This is a genomic window from Pseudomonas sp. AIG (genome assembly GCF_977020205.1).
Genome location: NZ_CDROCK010000061.1, coordinates 1 through 17,181, shown reverse-complemented (window position 1 = coordinate 17,181; position 17,181 = coordinate 1). Strand labels below are relative to the sequence as shown.

At 62.9% G+C, this 17,181-nt stretch carries 10 protein-coding genes; 4 read left to right on the top strand and 6 right to left on the bottom strand.

Features of this window, described 5'->3' with window-relative positions; genetic code table 11:
- Positions 1-225 precede the first annotated feature (225 nt).
- On the bottom strand, positions 226-10,743 hold the full coding sequence (locus ACWR1S_RS26680) for an autotransporter-associated beta strand repeat-containing protein (RefSeq protein ID WP_454565589.1): 10,518 nt from the start codon (positions 10,741-10,743) through the stop codon (positions 226-228).
- Between the two features lie 511 nt (positions 10,744-11,254).
- Between ACWR1S_RS26680 and ACWR1S_RS26675 the strand changes: the two genes are divergently transcribed.
- Positions 11,255-12,214: a nucleoside-specific channel-forming protein Tsx gene (locus tag ACWR1S_RS26675; protein WP_454565588.1), complete on the top strand. Its 960-nt coding sequence runs from the start codon at positions 11,255-11,257 to the stop codon at positions 12,212-12,214.
- Positions 12,215-12,229: 15 nt separating this feature from the next.
- On the top strand, positions 12,230-13,252 hold the full coding sequence (locus tag ACWR1S_RS26670; RefSeq protein ID WP_454565587.1) for a purine-nucleoside phosphorylase: 1,023 nt from the start codon (positions 12,230-12,232) through the stop codon (positions 13,250-13,252).
- A 122-nt stretch (positions 13,253-13,374) separates the two neighbouring features.
- Here the strand turns inward: ACWR1S_RS26670 and ACWR1S_RS26665 are convergent, their stop codons facing one another.
- The 3 genes from ACWR1S_RS26665 to ACWR1S_RS26655 form a co-directional block, all read right to left on the bottom strand.
- A complete protein-coding gene (locus ACWR1S_RS26665; protein WP_454565586.1) occupies positions 13,375-14,331 on the bottom strand; it encodes a quinone oxidoreductase family protein in 957 nt (318 codons plus the stop codon).
- Between the two features lie 30 nt (positions 14,332-14,361).
- Positions 14,362-14,535, bottom strand: coding sequence for a DUF1427 family protein (locus tag ACWR1S_RS26660; protein WP_080750762.1), 174 nt, complete (start codon positions 14,533-14,535; stop codon positions 14,362-14,364).
- Between the two features lie 221 nt (positions 14,536-14,756).
- The gene (locus ACWR1S_RS26655) at positions 14,757-15,539 is read right to left on the bottom strand and encodes an AraC family transcriptional regulator (protein WP_454565585.1); all 783 of its coding nucleotides are present in this window, start codon (positions 15,537-15,539) and stop codon (positions 14,757-14,759) included.
- A 136-nt stretch (positions 15,540-15,675) separates the two neighbouring features.
- On the opposite strand from ACWR1S_RS26655, the gene ACWR1S_RS26650 reads away from it, so the two are divergent.
- Together ACWR1S_RS26650 and ACWR1S_RS26645 are read left to right on the top strand one after the other, a co-directional pair.
- The gene (locus ACWR1S_RS26650; RefSeq protein WP_034154602.1) at positions 15,676-15,903 is read left to right on the top strand and encodes a DUF6555 family protein; all 228 of its coding nucleotides are present in this window, start codon (positions 15,676-15,678) and stop codon (positions 15,901-15,903) included.
- Between the two features lie 39 nt (positions 15,904-15,942).
- Positions 15,943-16,215 carry a hypothetical protein gene (locus tag ACWR1S_RS26645; RefSeq protein ID WP_454565584.1) on the top strand — a complete coding sequence of 91 codons (273 nt, stop codon included), beginning with the start codon at positions 15,943-15,945 and terminating at the stop codon, positions 16,213-16,215.
- A gap of 23 nt (positions 16,216-16,238) precedes the next feature.
- Here ACWR1S_RS26645 and ACWR1S_RS26640 read toward each other — a convergent pair whose 3' ends face one another.
- Both ACWR1S_RS26640 and ACWR1S_RS26635 read right to left on the bottom strand, forming a co-directional pair.
- Positions 16,239-16,406, bottom strand: coding sequence for a metallothionein (locus ACWR1S_RS26640; protein WP_194936029.1), 168 nt, complete (start codon positions 16,404-16,406; stop codon positions 16,239-16,241).
- A 584-nt stretch (positions 16,407-16,990) separates the two neighbouring features.
- Positions 16,991-17,181 (bottom strand): hypothetical protein (locus tag ACWR1S_RS26635; protein WP_454565583.1); only part of this gene is annotated, 191 nt, incomplete at its 5' end.

Here is a 17,181-nt window from a genome sequence, read left to right as displayed (position 1 = left end):
AGTCTCAGGCTGTTGATGGGGGCGATTCTAGCAGAGCACGCCGGGTCTATCCGATCGTTCCCACGCTCCGCGTGGGAATGCAGACCGGGACGCTCCGCGTCCCTTCCGGAGCCGGAACGCGGAGCGTCCCTAGAGGCGTTCCCACGCAGAGCGTGGGAACGAGCAGCTTGAGGCAAGGCAAAAAAAACCGCCCTTACGGGCGGCTAAAAGTGCTTCGACCCTAAATCAGAAGCCCAGGCTGAAGCTGATGGTCATTGCATGGTCGTTGCTGTCGTTCGACAGTTGCCCCGAGTAGCCGACGCCGAGCTTGCCGGTCGGGCTGATCTGGAAGTCGACCCCCGCTTCGACAATGGCGCTGTCCTTGGCGATCGGCACACCTTGGGTGCTGAACGAAGCGCCGCCGTCGATGAAGGTCAGATCAGCGTCAGGCTTGGTGTCGCCGAAGGCATGGCGCCAGCCGACGGCCGCGCGCGGGGTGAATTGCCCGCCGTTGGCCAGGGTGATGACTTTGCCGGCGCGCACGCCGAGGGTCGAGAAGGTGATGTCTTGATCGGCATCAGCCTCCAGGCGCCCGACTCCGCCCTTCTCCTTGGCCTTGTCAGTGTCGTAGTTGACGTAGGCGAGCCCTGCGAACGGCTCGAGGGCAATGCCGCCGGCTTCAATCGTGTAACCGACTTCACCGAACACCTGGGCGCTGCGCGCATCGTAATTGGCCTTCAAGCGGTCGTTGTAGCTGCCGACGCTGACGTTGCGTTTGGTCTCGATGTCGTGCCAGCTGTAAGCCGCGCCGAGGCGCACCGCCAAGGCGTCGAACTGCGAATTGAGATACGCCGCCAAGTGGTAGCTTTCGACGGTGGCGTCCGAGCGACGATCATGCGCATCGAGATCGCTGCGGGTGTAACCGGCGGCCATGCCCACGCGCCACTGGTCATCGAGTTGCTTGTCGGTGCCGAGCATGAAGCCGCTGAGGTTGCGATCGAGTTTCGCCGCGTTGCTGTCGCCATCCGACTCACCCCATGCGCCGAGTGCCCGCGCCCAGCCGACCATTTCGCCGTGGCAGCCGTTGCTGCTCAGTTGGTTGTCACTTGGCGCCAGGGCGCGGCGTGGATCATCCGCCGCGCTGCATGACGGTTGGCGCATGCGATCGTTGACCGCGTCACGCACGTAGCGCGAATCCTCGAGGATGGCGCTGGCGGTGCTCGCATGGATCTCACCCGACAGACTGTCGAAGGCATTACGCGCACCGGCAACACTGAGGTTGACGATCTCGTTCTGCAACGCCGCGCCCGCCGGGCCGTTGTTCGACAGCGCGGTGGCGGTCCGGAACTGGTTGCCGGTGGCGGCGACATCGGCGAAGGAGTTGCCGTTGCGACTGACCACCAGGTTCACCGCGTTGGCGTCATACACCAGTGCCGTGTTGAGAAACGCGTATTGCGGCAGGTCTGCGGCGCTGAAGGTGCCGTTGACACCGCCACCCGCCGTAATCAGCGAGTACGTGGTGTTGCCGGTGAACGGTGCCAGCGAGTTGACCTGCAAGGCGCCGCCCAACGTCGCGGTGCCACCGACTGCCAATGGTGTCGCGGTTGGCGAACTGACTGTCAGCGCCAGCACACCATCGCTAGCGTTGGTCAGGTTGCCGGCCACGCTCAGGGTTCCGGCCTCGGCGCCGGAGGCCACTACACCATGGTTGATCACCGAACCGACACTGCCATTACCGCTCAGGCCGGCTCCGTTGGCCACGGTGACTTGCCCGCCCAACGAAGCCCGCGCCGCACGGCTGCCGACTTGCAGCACGCCTTGATCGACCGACACGGTGCCGCTGAACGGATTATCACCGGTCAACAGCAAGGTGCCGGTGCCGCGTTTGAGCATCGCGCCCAGTCCGCGCAGCGATCCGTTGAACTGACCATTGAAGTTCTGCAAGAAGAGCAGCGATGAGTTGTTGAGGATGTTGCCCTGCAGGCTGGTGGTGTTACCGACCAGCGTACCGCCGCTGACGGTGGTGCCACCGCTGTAGGTGTTGGCACCGCTCAAAACCAGCGTGCCGGAATCAAGCTTCTCGATGCCGCCCGTGCCCACCAGTGGCGTGGAAATTTCCGCGCTCGCGCCGGCATTGACCCGCACCGGTGCAAGGCTGCCGTCCGCGCCGTTGACCGGCGTCAGCGTACCGCCAGCCCCCGGGACCAGGCTGTAGCCGCCGGAGAGGAATTGCAGACCGGTGAAGTTCTGATTGCCCTGCACGGTCACCGTACCTGCCTGACCGCCGAACACCGCGAACTGACCATTTGCAGCCAGGGCCTGAGTACCGCTCGGATCGGTCCAGTTGGTGCCCGGCCCCCACACGCCGCTGCCGCCACCGATGCTGCCGTCCGGGTTGGTGGTGCCACCGTTCCAGAACTGCACCTCACCCGGGGTGCCTTGCACCAGCAGATTGATCTGGTTGGCAATAGCGGTTTGCAGCGTCAGATTGGCCGCCGACACCGGCAGGCTGCCATACACCAGACCGTTGTCAGTCAGGCTGCCGCCGTAGCTGAACAGTTGATAGACGCCGGTGCCGAAACCGCCGGCGTTGCTGATGTTCAACGTACCGTCGAGGGTCAGGTTACCGGCGACATTGACCACCGTGGTCGAACTGGCCGCCGAGCCGAGACTGAAGTCCAGATTGGTCCCCGAAGACAGCGCCAGCGAACCGACCGACAATGGCGTTGCCGTACCGCCACCCAGCAGCGTCGCGCCGCTGGCCAGTTGCACGGCACCCCCAAACTGGCCACCGCCGCCGATGCCCGCACCACTGGCAACGTCGACATTGGCGCTGTTGAGCACGCCGTTGACGATCAGATTGCCAGCCTGCACCGAGGTGTTGCCGGTGAAGCTGTTGTTGCCAGTCAGCAGCAATTCGCCGCTGCCGGTTTTGTTCAGCGTACCGGTGCCAGTGAGGTTGCCGGTGTAGCTGCCATCGGCGTTCTGTTCGAAGGTCAGCGTCGCGTTGTTGACGATCGCCCCTTGCAGGCTGCTGGTGTTACCGCGCGTCGTGCCGCCGTTCAGTGTGGTGCCGCCGCTGTAGGTGTTGGCGCCACTGAGGACGAGATCGCCGCTGCCGTTTTTCAGCAGACTGCCGGTGCCGGTCACAGCACCGATCAACGTGGTGTTCTGAGTGCCGGCGAGGGTCAGTTGCGCGCCGAGGTTGATGGCGTTGGCCAGTTGCAGCGCCGCGGTGCTGTCGAGCGTGCCGTTGCCGGTCACGTTGAGCGCAGCGCTGCTGAGGGCACTGTTGTTGCCGAGAATCAGCGTGCCGCCGGCGAGTTGAGTACCACCGGTGTAAGTGTTGCTGCCGTTGAGGGTCAGGCTCGATGCGCCGGCCTTGATCAGGCTGCCGCTGCCGCTGACCACGCCGTCGAGGGTCAAGGCGTTGGAGCCAGCGACATTCAAGCCACCGTTGAGCACAACATCGTTGCTCAGACTGACGGCCGCGTTGCTGTCCAGCGCTGTGCCGTCAGCAGCAGTCAACACGCCAGTGCCGAGTGCCGCGTCGTTACCGACCACGATCTTGCCGCCGTTCAGCGCCGTGCCACCGGTGTAGCCGTTGGCCGCGTTGAGCACCAGCGTACCGCTGTCGTATTTGCCCAGCGTGCCGCTGCCGTTGAGCGCGACACCGATGGTTGCCGTGGCGTTCGGGTCAACCCGCACCGTGGCATTGCCCAGTGAACCGTTGACCAGATTCAGCGAGCCCGCCGTGCCGTTCACCAGGCTGTAGCCATCGGTGACGAACTGCATGCCGGTAATGGTTTGCGCGCCGTTGACGGTGACCGTGCCGGCCGCGCCCTGGAACACCGCAAAGTTGTTGGTCCAGGCCTGATTGGTGGTGCCGTTGACGTCGGTCCAGTTGGTGGTGCCGGTGCCCCAGGTGCCGCTGCCGCCTTCGACCGAACCGTTGGCCACCAGTTGGTTGCCGTCCCAGAACTGCACGGTGACGCCCGGTGCAGTCACCAGCAGGTTGATCTGATTGGCCAGTGCGGTTTGCAGGGTCAGATCACCCGGCGTCACGCTGCCCGGCAGTGTGCCGAAGAGCATGCCATTGTCGGTCAGGCCACCGGTGTAGTTAATCAAGCGGTACACACCGCTACCGAACCCGCCGATGTCGCTGACGTTGAGGGTGCCGTCGAGGGTCAGGTTACCGCCGACATTCACCAGCGCATTGCCGCCACCGGACACCGGTGTGCCGAGGCCGACGTCGAAGTTGGAATTGCCGTTGAACACCAGCGAGTCCACCGACAAGGTGCTGCCGGTAACGCCCGCCAGATGACCGCCATCGGCGACTGTCACGGCACCGGTCAAGGTGCCGCTGCCACCGAGATTGCCGCCGCTGTTGACCAGCACGTTGCCACTGGCCAGTGAGCCGTTGACCTGCAAGGTGCCGGCGTTGACGTTGGTGTCACCGGTCAGGTCGCTGACGCCACTGAGGGTCAGGGTGCCCGTGCCGAGTTTGCTCAGGCCGCCGTCGCCACTGAGGATGCCGGCGAAGGTGCTGCTGACATTGTTGCCGCCGAGGCTCAGCGTATTGCCAGTGCCGATCAGCGCCGTGCCGCTGCCAGTGAGGCTGGCGAGGCTGCCTGAAGCACCGAGATTGAGCGCTGCACCGCCCGCGAGATTGACCGTGGCGTTGTTGCCCAGTGCACCGCCACTCAGCGTGGTCAGGCTGCCGGCGAGCACATCGAAGGTGCCGCTGAAAGTGTTGCTGCCGCTCAGGGTCACGTCGGCCAGACCGTTTTTGCTCAGCGTACCGGCGCCGGCAATCACGCCGCCAAGGGTCAGGTTGTTGTTACCGGCCAGGGCCAGATTGGCGTTGACGTTGAGGTTGTTGGCCAGCACCAGTGGCGCGGAGTTGTCGAGGGTCGAAGCGCCGGCCACGGTCAGCGCGCCGCTGCCCAAAGAGCCGCCAGTGCCAAGGGTCAGCGTGCCGGCATTCAGCGTGGTCCCGCCGGTGAAGGTGTTGATGCCGTTAAGTGTCAGGTTCGACGCGCCGTCCTTGATCAAGCCACCCGCGCCGCTGACCACACCTGCGAGGGTCAGATTGTTGCTGCCGGTGTTGCTCAGATTGGCGTTGAGCACGACGTTGTTGCCTAGGCTCAGCGCGCTGTTGCTGTCCAGCGCCGAGGCACCCGCCACGGTCAGGTTGCCCAGGCCCAGCGCCGAGTTACTGCCAGCGGTCAGGGTGCCGGCGTTGAGGGTGATGCCGCCGAGGAAGTTGTTGTTGCCGCTGAGGGTCAGGTTGGCGGCGCCGTTTTTGCTCAGACTGCCGGCGCCGTTGACCGTACCGGCCAGGGTCAGATCCGCCGTGCCGTCGATGCCGAGATTGCCGGCCAGATTCACCGCGTTGTTCAGCGAAACCGCCGTGCTCGCATCCAGCGTGGTGCCGCCCGCCGCGTTCAACGTGCCGGAGCCCAGCGCCGAGTTCGACGCCAGAATCAGTCCACCGGCGTTCAAGGCTACCGGGCCAAGGAAGGCGTTGTTGCCGCCGAGGGTCAGGTTGGACGTGCCGGTTTTGATCAGGCCACCGGTGCCGCCAATCACGCCGTTGAGGGTCAATGCATTGCTGCCGACGATGGTCAGGTTGCCGTTGAGTGTCGCGGCGTTGGCCAGTGTCACCGCCGCGTTGCTATCCAGTTGCGTGCCGGCATTCGCCGTCAACGTTCCGGTGCCGAGCGCGGTGTTGCTGCCGACGATGATCTTGCCGCCGTCCAGTTGGGTGCCGCCGGTATAAGTGTTGGCACCGCCGAGCACCAGGGTGCCGGCGTCGAGTTTATTGAGGATGCCGCTGCCATCGATATTGGCATTGATGGTTGCCGTCACGCCCGGATCAACCCGCAATGCGGCGGTACCGCCGGTGCCGTTGACCGCTGTGAGTTGCCCCGCCGCGCCGTTGACCACGTTGTAGCCATCGGTGAGGAATTGCATGCCGGTGAACGCTTGCGTGCCGTTCACCGTCACGGTGCCGGCGGTGCCCTGGAACACCGCGAAATCGCCGGCCCATGGTTGATTGACCAGGCCGTTGGCATCGGTCCAGTTGGTGCCGACCGCATTCCACGTGCCGCTGCCGCCATCGACGACGCCGTTGGCGATGGTCTGGCTGCCGTCCCAGTAACGGATGTTGCTGTTCGGCGCGGAGACTTGAATGTTGATCTGATTGGCCACCCCGGTTTGCACCAGCAGATCGCCGAGGCCGTAACCGACCGGCACGCTGGCGACGTCCAGACCGAGATTGGTCAGGGCGCCGGTGTAGTTGAACAGGCGATATACCCCAACGCCAAAACCGCCGGCATCGGTGACGTTGAGATTGCCGTCGAGGGTGAGGTTGCCGCCGACGTTCATCAGTGAAGTGGTCGACGGCGTGCCCAACGCGACATCGACATTGCTGCCCGCACCGAGGGTCAACGCACCGGCGGACAGCTGGTTGCCCGACGACAACGCCAGATGACCGCCGCTGTTGACGTTGACGCTACCAAGCGCTGAACCGGTGCCGGTGAGCGTGCCACCGGTGTTGACGTTGACCTGTGCACTGGCCAGCGAACCGCTGAGGTCGACGGTGCCGTCATTGATCGCGGTATTGCCGGTGATGCCACTGATCCCGGTGAGGTTCAAGGTACCGGTGCCGACTTTGACCAGGCCGCCGCTGCCACTGAGATCGCCATCAAACGTACTGGTGACGTTGCCGCTGCCGACGGTCAGCAGGTTGCTGCCGGTGAGTTGCACACTGCCGCTACCGGTCAGCGCGCCGAGGCTGGCGTCGCTGCCCAGATTCAGCCCGGCGCCGGCGCTGATGTTGACCCCGGAAGTGCTGCCCAGCGCATTGCTGTTGAGCGTGGTGACGCTGCCGGAGACGATGTTCAGCGCGCCGGTGAAGGTGTTGTTGCCAGCCAGAGCCAGGTCCGACAGACCGTTTTTGGTCAGGCTGCCGGCACCGTCAATGATGCCGTTCAAACTCAAATCGTTGTTGCCGGCGACGGTCAACCCGGCATTCAGCGTGATCGCGTTGCCGATGCCGAACGAAGCGCTGTTATCCAGCGTTGCCGCGCCACCGACGACCAATGCGCCGCTGCCCAGACCGTTGGCATTGCCCAGGGTCAGCGTGCCGGCGTTGAGCGTGGTGCCGCCGCTGAAGGTGTTGTTGCCATTGACGGTCAGGTTGGCGGCGCCGTTCTTGATCAACTGGCCCGTGCCACTGGTGACGCCGCCGAGGGTCAGGTTCTGCGTGCCACCCACGGTCAACGCTGCATTCAGGGCGACGGCATTGTTGAGGCTGACCAGCGGAGAATTGCTGTCCAGCGTTGCGGCGCCCGCGACGGTCAATGCACCGGAACCGAGCGCCGAACTGTTGCCGACGGTCAGGGTGCCGGCGTTCAGCGTGGTGCCGCCAAGGTAGTTGTTGGCGGCGTTGAGAATCAGATTGGCCGCGCCGTCTTTCACCAGGCCGCCAGCGCCGCTGACCAGACCGGTCAGGGTCATATTGGCGGTGCCGCCGATGTTCAAGGCACCGGCGAGTCCCACGGCATTGTTCAGGCTGACCGCCGTGTTGGCGTCCAGCGTGGTGTTGGCCGCAGCGTTCAACGTACCGGAGCCCAACGCATTGTTGCTGCCGACGGTCAGTTTGCCGGTGTTCAACGCGGTGTTGCCAAAATAAGTGTTGGCGCCATTGAGGGTCAGGTCGGCAGCGCCGTTCTTGGTCAGCCCTCCGATACCGGCGACCACGCCGCCCAAGGTCAGCGCATTGCTGCCGCCCAGGGTCAGGGTGCCGCCGAGGTTGACGTTATTGGCCAGCGATGCCGCAGTGCTGGCATCCAGGGTGGTGCCGTTCGAGGCGTTCAGTGTGCCGGTGCCGAGGGCGGTATTGGAGCCGACAATCAGCGAACCGGCGTTCAGCGCGGTGGTGCCGGTGTAGGTGTTATTGCCGTTGAGGGTCAGGCTCGACGCGCCGGTTTTGATCAAGCCGTTGGCGCCACTGATCGCCCCGCCAAGCGTCAGCGCGTTGGCGCCGCCGGCGGTGAGGTTGGCGTTGAGGATCACGTTGTTGTTCAGGGTCACGGCCGAGCTACTGTTGAGCGTGCCCGCACCTTCCACCGACAACGCGCCGGTGCCCAGTGCCGCGCCGTTACCGACCGTCAGGCTGCCGGCATTCAGCGTGGTGCCGCCGCTGTAGGTATTGAAGCCGCTGAGCGTGAGATTGGCCGCGCCGTTTTTGACCAATTGGCTGGCGCCGCTGATCACCCCGCCGAGGGTCAGCGCGTTGCTGCCGCCAATGCCCAGGCTGTTGTTGAGAATGACCGCGTTGTTGAGGGTTACCGCCGCGTTGCTGTCGAGAGTCGCCACACCGCCGACGGTGATGTTGCCGCTGCCGAGCGCCGCGTTGGCACCCGCCGTGATCGTGCCCGCGTTCAACGCGACCGCACCGAGGAAAGTGTTGGCGCCATTGAGAATCAGGTTGGCCGCGCCGTTTTTGGTCAGCCCGCCGCTGCCGCTGACGATGCCGCCGAGGGTCAGGTTGGCGCTGCCGCCGACGTTGAGGTTGCCACCCAGGGAGACCGCGTTCGTCAACGCCACTGCCGTGCTGGCGTCGAGGGTAGTGCCCGCCGCCGTGGTCAACGCGCCAGTGCCCAGCGCGGTGTTGGAGCCGACAATCAGCGTGCCGGCGTTGAGCGCGGTGCCGCCGGAGAACGTGTTGTTGCCGCTGAGGCTCAGGTTGGCGGTGCCGTTCTTGATCAGGTTACCCGCACCGCTGACGACGCCACTCAGGCCCAATGCCTGCGTGCCGCCAAGGGTCAGCGCTCCGGTCACTGCGACGGCGTTGGCCAACGTCACCGCCGCCGTCGCATCCAGCGTGGTCCCGGCGGCGGTATTCAGTGCGCCCGTGCCCAGCGCGGTGTTGCTGCCCACCAACAGGCTACCGGCATTGAGCAGCGTGTTGCCGCTGTTGTTGTTGTTGCCGGTCAACGTCAGGCTGGCACTGCCGGATTTGGTGATGCCGCCGGTGCCGGACAATACGCCGCCAAGGGTCAGGGCATTGCTGCCGAGCACGTTGAGCGCACCGGTCATGCCGATGTTATTGGCCAGCGTAACGTTGGTGGTGCTGTCCAGACTGGTGCCGGCGGCAGTGTTCAGCGCACCGCTGCCCAGCGAGTTGTTGTTGGTCACCAGCAGGCTGCCGGCGCTGAGGGTGGTGGTGCCGGTGAACCCGGTGTTGACGCCGCTGACAGTCAGGCTGCCGCTGCCGGTTTTGGTCAAGCCACTGCTGCCGCTGATCAAACCACCGAGGGTCAGCGCGCCAGTGCCACCGGCGGTCAAGGTGCCGCCGAGGCTGATGGCGTTGGCCAGGCTGATGGTGCCCGGTGCGCTCAGCGTTGTCGCGCCGGTCACATTGAGCGTGCCGGTGCTGAACGCCTGATTGTTGCCCACCTGCACCGTGCCGCCGTTGAGCGTGGTGTTGCCCAGATAGGTGTTGGCGGCGCTGAGATTAAGCTGGCCGGTACCGGCCTTGGTGAAACCGCCGCTGCCGGAAATCACCCCACTCAGGGTGGTCGCGTTGCTGCCTTGTAGCGTGACGCCGCCGGCGCCGAGGGAGATCAGATTGCTGATGTTCAACCCGGCGTTGCTGGCCTGCAGAACCCCGCCGTTGGAGGTGAGCACACCGCTGCCGAAGGTGGCGTTGTTGTTGAAATTCGCGATACCGCCGTTGAGCGTGGTCGCGCCGCTGACCAGTGGCCCCTGCAAGGTCCAGGTGCCGCTGTTGAGGGTCAGGTTGTTGAAGTTGACGTAAGTGGCGCTCGATGCCGTGCCAGTCCCGGTGATACCGACGCCGGCCGGGTTTTGCAGGATCAGGCTGTTGGTGCCGCCCGCACCGCCATCGACCGTGCCGGTTGGCGCGAAGGTCAGGTTGATATTGACCAGACCGCCGAGACCGACGCTGATCTGCACGCCGTCACCGACGTTGACGCTGGAGCCGGTCACCGCAGTGAAGGTGTTGGTGCTCGCCGCGCCCATCGACACACCGCCGGTAATTGCACCGGCGTTGGTGAAGGTGTTGCCCGCCGCCGACGTTTCGAAAGCGATGCGGCCGTTGATGACGCCGGTGTCGCTGTTGGTCATGTTGACCTGCGAGCCACCGTAGATGCCGATTACCGGGGTATCGGCGAGGGTGATGCCGCCGATCGACAGACCGGTCGAGGTGATGGTGCCGTTGTTGGTGATGCTGGTGGTGCCGGTTGCCGCGTTGTTAACCGAAAGGGCCAGGCCGTCGATGCTCGTCAGGTTCAGCCCCAGCAACATCCCGGTGCCACGCATGATCGCGCCAGCGTTGTTGAGCACGCTGACCGTGCTGGTCGCGCCGCTGCCGATGAATGCCCCGCCACTCAAAACCGACACCAGACCGAGGACTGCCGGATCGATGATGCCGGAGTTGTTCAGGGTGATGCCGACCCCCGTCAGGTCCATGACATGCCCGCCAAGGGTCGCGTTCATCTGCGCGCCGCTGTTGACGTTGACCGTCAGGTTGTTAGAGGCACTGGCAAAGTCGTTGGGAACCAGTGGCAGTGGCGGCACCCCCGTACACGTCACGATTGAGCCGGCCGTGGAGCACGTGGCCAGCGCAGGTGCGCTGACCCCGCCGAACAACAGCCCGGCGACGCTCAGGTGCACGGCAAGGGATAGAGGGGAAAAACGCGAAACGAGGGCGACACCAAACCTTGCTTCCACGGGCTACTCCTTGTCGTGGCCAATTTCTTCCTTGAGGGCGCGCAGAGCCGTGCTTATTCCACACGCGAATCAAGACTGCGACGGTCATCACAAAACCGTTGATTGGGGACAAAGCTAGTAGACGCCCCGCCATGGGGCACTGATTAAATGGTGTTAATACTTTAATACTAGAGGAGGCTGGAATCAGCGTTTCAGCCCGCAGTCATTGACTGTGAAGAGGTTAAAAACTGTGGGAGCGAGCTTGCTCGCGAATGCGTTGTGTCAGCTTGCGGATACTTTTCTGATACCCCGCCTTCGCGAGCAAGCTCGCTCCCACAGGGAACTGTAGGGTCTGCAAACCCGCGCCTGACCGATCCATCAGGAAATACTGAAAAAGGACATATTTTTCAGCCCATTGAAGGTTTTGGTACGCCTTGTGCAAACGTTTGCGTAACGGCAATACCAACGTTTTCGTAACAAAACCGTACAAGCCCACGGAACACGGGCTTCGATCCGCAAAAAAGGACTTTGAATGCACGCCGCCACGCCTTTTCGCGCACCTTTTGCGCGCACGCTTGCTGTTTCCTTGCTACTGACCGGCGTTACCGGACTTCTCAGCCATAGTGCGCTGGCACAACCGGCGCCGGCCGAAGAATCTGCCCAGGGCGAAGCGCTCAGCCCCGAAGCCAGCCCGCCCAAAAAAGGTGCGTACCTGTCGGACTGGTACAACCAGGACCTGATGCTGATCGGCAGCAAAGACATCAGCTTCGGCCCGCAACCGGCCGACGACATCTATCTGGAATACGAGTACTTCGGCCGCAAAGGTCCGTTCGAACTGTACGGCTACGTCGACATCCCGAAGATCTTCAATATCGGCAACAGCCACGACAAAGGCGTGTGGGATCACGGCTCGCCGGTGTTCATGGAACACGAACCGCGCATCTCCATCGACTACCTCGCCGGCCGCAGCCTGGCCATCGGCCCGTTCAAGGAATGGTACGTCGCGTTCGACTGGATCTACGACCACGGCAGCCGCAAGGAGAACCGCGCCAACACCCTCTACAGCGGTTTCGGCACCGACATCGATACCCACTCGCGGGTCAACCTGTCGGCCAACCTCTATGGTCGCTATCAGTGGGAAAACTACGGTGCGAGCAATGAATATTCGTGGGACGGCTACCGAGCGCAGCTCAAGTACATCGTGCCGATCGACAAATTCAGCAACGGCGCCTCGCTGACTTACATCGGCTTCACCAACTTCGATTTCGGCTCTGACATCCACAAGGACAACCCGGCGCGTACGGCCAACGCGACGGTGGCGACCAACGTGTTGCTCTACTCGTTCACCCACTTGCGCTTCACCCTGGTCGGCCGTTATTTCCACAACGGCGGCAACTGGGAGGACGGCAGCGAGCTGAATTTTGGCGACGGCAATTTCCGTGCGCGTTCCAACGGCTGGGGTTACTACGCCGGCGTCGGTTATCAGTTCTGAATCAAGGAGTTTTCCATGCAAGCAATGATGCGTTTGACCCTGGCCGGCGCGGCCCTGCTCTCTTCCACCGGGTGGGCCGCAGAGGCGCCGATTCAACCGAAAGTCATGCTGATCACCATGTTCGCCCCCGAGGCACAAAACTGGATCGATCGCCTGGAGTTGAAGCAGGAAATCCGCGTGCCGGGCCTGTCCGCCGAGTATCCGAACATCCGCTGCAACGCGCAGCAAGTGTGTCTGTTGACCACTGGCATGGGCCAGACCAACGCGGCCGCTTCGACATTGGCGTTGGCGCTGTCGCCGAAATTCGATCTGCGCAAAAGCTATTTTTTGATCGCCGGCATTGCCGGGATCAGCCCGAAACACGGGACCATCGGCACGGCTGCGTGGGCGCATTATCTGGTGGAGTTCGGCACGCAATGGGAGATCGATTCGCGGGATGCGCCGTCGACCTGGCCGACCGGCTATCTGGGCATCAACACCAAGGGGCCGAACGAAAAACCGCCGCTGGACTACAAGACCGAAGTCTTTGAACTCAACCCGAAACTGCAAGCCAAGGCCTTCGCCCTGAGCCACAAGGTCGAGCTCAGCGAAAGCAAGGAATCGGCGGCATGGCGCCTTAAATATCCGTCAGCCCCGGCCAATCAACCACCGGTGGTGACGCGCTGCGACACACTGGCCGGCAACACCTGGTTTTCCGGTACGCGCCTGAGCGAACGGGCCGAGGTCTGGACCAAGTTACTGACCGACAACAAGGGCGAATACTGCACGACGCAACAGGAAGACAACTCGACCTATGAGGCCTTGCTGCGCGCCAGTCGCGAAGGTCTGGTCGATGTGCAACGCCTGGCTGTGGTGCGTGCCGGCTCAGACTTTGACCGCCCGCAGCCGGGCGGCAGTGAAGTGGATAACTTGCTCAAATACGCTGATCAGGGAGGTTTTGTGCCGGCGCTGGAAAACCTCTACCGCGCAGGTAATCCGCTGGTGCAGGACATCCTGAAAAACTGGTCGGCGTGGGAAAACGGTGTTCCGCAATCCTGAGCCCAACACCAATCAACTGTAGGAGTGAGCCTGCTCGCGATAGCGGTGTGTCAGTTTAATCATGAGTGACTGACACACCGCGATCGCGAGCAGGCTCACTCCTACAAAGGTTTTGGGGTGTATCAGGGGATGAGGATGACCTTGTCGCCGCTGCCCTGATTCACATCGGCGTAACGTGCAAGCCCCTCGGCCAACGGCGCTTCGACCAACCCTTGCGGCAACGGCAGCAAGCCTTCATCGAAGAACCGCCCGAACTGCTCGAGCATCGCCGCACACGCTTCTACGCCATACAACAACGAATTGATCCCGACCACCGAACCGCCCTTGCGATACAGCGCCAGTGCCGGCAGTTGCACATGCCCGTCCACCGGCGCCGCGATGATCGCAATGCGTCCGAACGTGGCCAATGCCGCCACCGACGCCGGCAGCCAGAAACCGGTGGTGTCGAAGATCACATCAGCACCGCCGCGATACACCGCGTTGACCTGCGCGCCGAGGTCTTCCGGCTTATCCAGTTGAATCGTCTGATAACCCTGCGCCTGCAAATCCGCGACCTGCTCCGGGCGCCGCGCGGCTGCCAGCAACTGCGCACCACGCACCTTCGCCAGCGCCAATGCCGCCGTGGCCACCGCGCCGCCGCCGATCACCAGCAAACGCGTTTCGGCCGTCACCAGACTACGTTCCAAGGCATCCCACGCCGTGGTGTAGGGCACGCCGAGGCTGGCGGCCTGGGTGAAACTCAGATGCGAGGGTTTGTGCGCCACGCCATTGGCCGGCAGTTTGACGAACTCGGCGTGGGTGCCATCGGCGAAGAAGCCGAGCTCACGGCCGGTGCCCCAGACTTGCTGACCGATCAACGCTTGCGGGCCTTCGACGACGACACCCGCGAAATCGCGACCGGGAATCCGTGGCAGCGTGGTGTAGGGGAAGCGGCCGAGGACGTTTTTCACGTCGCTCGGATTCAGACCTGCCGCTTTGATCTGCACCAACACTTCGCTTGCGCCAGGAACAGGGGTCGGCACCTCAACGAAGCGCAGGGAAGACAGGTCGCCGGTTTTATCGAATTGCAGTGCTTTCATAGGGACATCCACCGAAGGAGAAAAGGACACTCAGGACAGCCAACCGGAAACCAGTTGCCGGCCCATCGGCCACAACTGCTCACCGGCCAGCATGCCGAGCAAACCCACCAGCGCGATGGCCGGCGGTGCGGGCGAACGAAAATCCAGCGCGCCGTACAGCAGGCCGACGCCCAGACCGATGGCCAGCGAAATCAAGTAATTCATGGGGAGGAACTCCGCCGTTTGAAGGGAATGGGCAGAGTTTAGGGAACCGGCCGGGATGGCATCGGCCAAGGACTTCTGAATTTCGGACAAGTATCGGATGAACACCACATAACCCTGTGGGAGCGAGCCTGCTCGCGAAAGCGGTGTGTCAGTGAAGGATGAGCCAGCTGATCCACCGCATTCGCGAGCAGGCTCCCCACATTGTATTTATGCAGGTTTGGTTAATCGTGTTCGACAGCAAATTGCGAGGGCGCCACACCCAATTCGCGGCGGAACATGTCGCTGAAGCTACTGGGTGAATAGCCGAGTTCCCGGGCAATCACACTCACCGCCACGCCCTGAATCAGTTCCGCCACCGCTGTTGCCAGTTGCACCTGCCGCCGCCATTCGGCGAAGCCCATGCCGAGGCTGTCCTTGAACAACCGCGCCAACGTGCGCACGCTGGCGCTGGCGTTTTCCGCGTGCTGTTCGAAAGGAATTTCCAGCGACGGCGCCGCCATCACCGCTTGACACAGATTCATCAGACGTCGATCAGAGTCATCCGGCATCGGGATTTTCAACTGCGAACGCCGTGCACGTTTCAGCTCCAGCAACGCCAACCCGACCAACGCCTCGTAATACGCCGGCTCACCGCTGTCGCCCTGCTCCACCAGCCCGACAATCAACTCGCGCAGCAACCCACCGACCTCGATCACCTGCACCGTCTGATCCAGCGTCGCCGCCAGCGCCGGACGCAAGTAGATATTGCGCATCTGCAGATCCGACACCACCCGAATCCCGTGCGGCACGCCCGGCGGCAACCACACCGCCCGCTGCGGCGGCACCACCAGCGCTTCGTGCGGCGTCTCGACCCACATCACCCCGCTCATCGCATACAGCAACTGCCCCCAGACATGCTCGTGCGGCTCGATGAACAAGCCACGCGGGTAAGTCCGCGCCACACGTTGCACGGGCACATCGGTATCACTCAGATCAGGGGGGGCGGCAAGGGCCATGGCGAGCATTCATTGGGGTTGGTGGAAACTCCATGGTACCCAGTGCACCACGGCGTCGCCAACGATAGATACCGTCGGACAATCCGAGTGAATTTTCCCGCAGCGCCGCGATCCCTCTATTACCACAGGGAGGAATACGGGCTTTATGAACAACGCAAAACTCTATGTCATCGACTACACCCTTCACGGCACGCCCAAGTCGTTCATTATCCGCTCGGACAAGATGGACAACGCCGAGGCGTGGCACTGGGCGAGCTGCGACGCCGGGGTCGGCCGCATCCCGCGTTTTGGCCGTGAGAAGGTGCAGAAGACCAGCAAACCGATGGCGGAAAAATTCGGCGTGGAAAACGTCGTCTGGCGACCGACCAGCTAAGCTCAGCCTGGCGATCGGCTTCATTCGGGGGAATGCACCATGAGCGACATCAACAGCCCTGCGCATCTGGACTACGGCCTCGATACGCTATCCGGGCGGATCACCAAAAGCGTGGACTGCCGCGTTGGGCTGGAGGCGGTCGCGGATGATCCTTTTAGCTTTGCCCTGCTCGTGCCAGCACCACTGCCCGAAGACCTCGACCGGGCGAAAACCGTCGTGGTCAGCGTTGATGGCCGACGGCTGCAAGGCACGGTGCGGCATACAGAGCGGCTGGATGATGAGAGTCTGAAACTGGAAGTGGAGCCTGATTAGGCTCCACTTTTTTATGCGTGCTGTTATTTCGGATGGGCGCAATGGCAGCCTTTGTTTGAACATTCTTCGCCACTTTTGTGGTGGTGGGCGCAGGCTTCGCAGCAATAGTGTTTGCCGTGGACTGCGTAGGCATGATCGCCTTCCTTGATGGTGCATTTGCAGTTGGGACAATCGCATTTTCTATCGGGCATGGGACAGACTCCTTGGGTGGGGGTTGTCTGGGGCTTGAAGGGCGAGCCGTGATAACCAGTGTAGAAGCTGTCGGAGATTTAGGGGGTTGTGGGGTTGGGGGATTTGGGGGCATATCCGTTGCTGCGGGTGTTGCCGCTGGCGGGTTCGCTCTTACAGCGACTCACTTTTCCAGACGCCGAAAAGTAAGCAAAAGGCTTTGCCCCGGCGTACGGCACTTCGCTGAGGCTCAGTGTTCCCTCGCTACGGTGTCCATCCGGGGGCATCGCCTACGGTTTGCTTCGCTGCACCTCCTCTCGATGTATGCGGCTGCGCCGCACGGCGCTGCGCGCCTACCCCCCGGATGAACACCTCCGCTCGGCCTGCCGAAGGGGCAAAAGATCAAAAGCCGAAGCCAAAGCAAGATCACAAGCCAGATCACAAGCCCCTCACCCTAGCCCTCTCCCAGAGGGAGAGGGGACTGACCGGGGTGTTTGGAAGAGCTACGCCGACATGCGATACCGCGTTGAACTCAGGCTCTAAAAAGCAAACAAATCTGCCCCCCTCACCATGAGGAAAAGGGGACTGACCGAGGTGTTTGGGGGAGTTACGCCGACGTGCAATATCGAGCCAAACTCAGGTTCTGAAAGGCCCAAAAATCGGCCCCCTCTCCCTCGGGAGAGGGCTGGGCGGGCGGCGTTCCGATGAGGGGCAAATCCACCACAAATCCAAAGCCGACCACCCGCTCTTCACCACTCAATAGGCCGAGTGTCAGCTCGCCTGCTCTTGATCTTGATC

What these genes read in the sequence shown, in the direction of transcription:
- ACWR1S_RS26670 (WP_454565587.1), top strand. Translation starts at nt 12,230, where the DNA reads ATGCAAGCAATGATGCGTTTGACCCTGGCCGGCGCGGCCCTGCTCTCT.
- ACWR1S_RS26640 (WP_194936029.1), bottom strand. Translation starts at nt 16,406, where the DNA reads ATGCCCGATAGAAAATGCGATTGTCCCAACTGCAAATGCACCATCAAG.
- ACWR1S_RS26655 (WP_454565585.1), bottom strand. Translation starts at nt 15,539, where the DNA reads ATGCTCGCCATGGCCCTTGCCGCCCCCCCTGATCTGAGTGATACCGAT.
- ACWR1S_RS26660 (WP_080750762.1), bottom strand. Translation starts at nt 14,535, where the DNA reads ATGAATTACTTGATTTCGCTGGCCATCGGTCTGGGCGTCGGCCTGCTG.
- ACWR1S_RS26665 (WP_454565586.1), bottom strand. Translation starts at nt 14,331, where the DNA reads ATGAAAGCACTGCAATTCGATAAAACCGGCGACCTGTCTTCCCTGCGC.
- ACWR1S_RS26645 (WP_454565584.1), top strand. Translation starts at nt 15,943, where the DNA reads ATGAGCGACATCAACAGCCCTGCGCATCTGGACTACGGCCTCGATACG.
- ACWR1S_RS26675 (WP_454565588.1), top strand. Translation starts at nt 11,255, where the DNA reads ATGCACGCCGCCACGCCTTTTCGCGCACCTTTTGCGCGCACGCTTGCT.
- ACWR1S_RS26650 (WP_034154602.1), top strand. Translation starts at nt 15,676, where the DNA reads ATGAACAACGCAAAACTCTATGTCATCGACTACACCCTTCACGGCACG.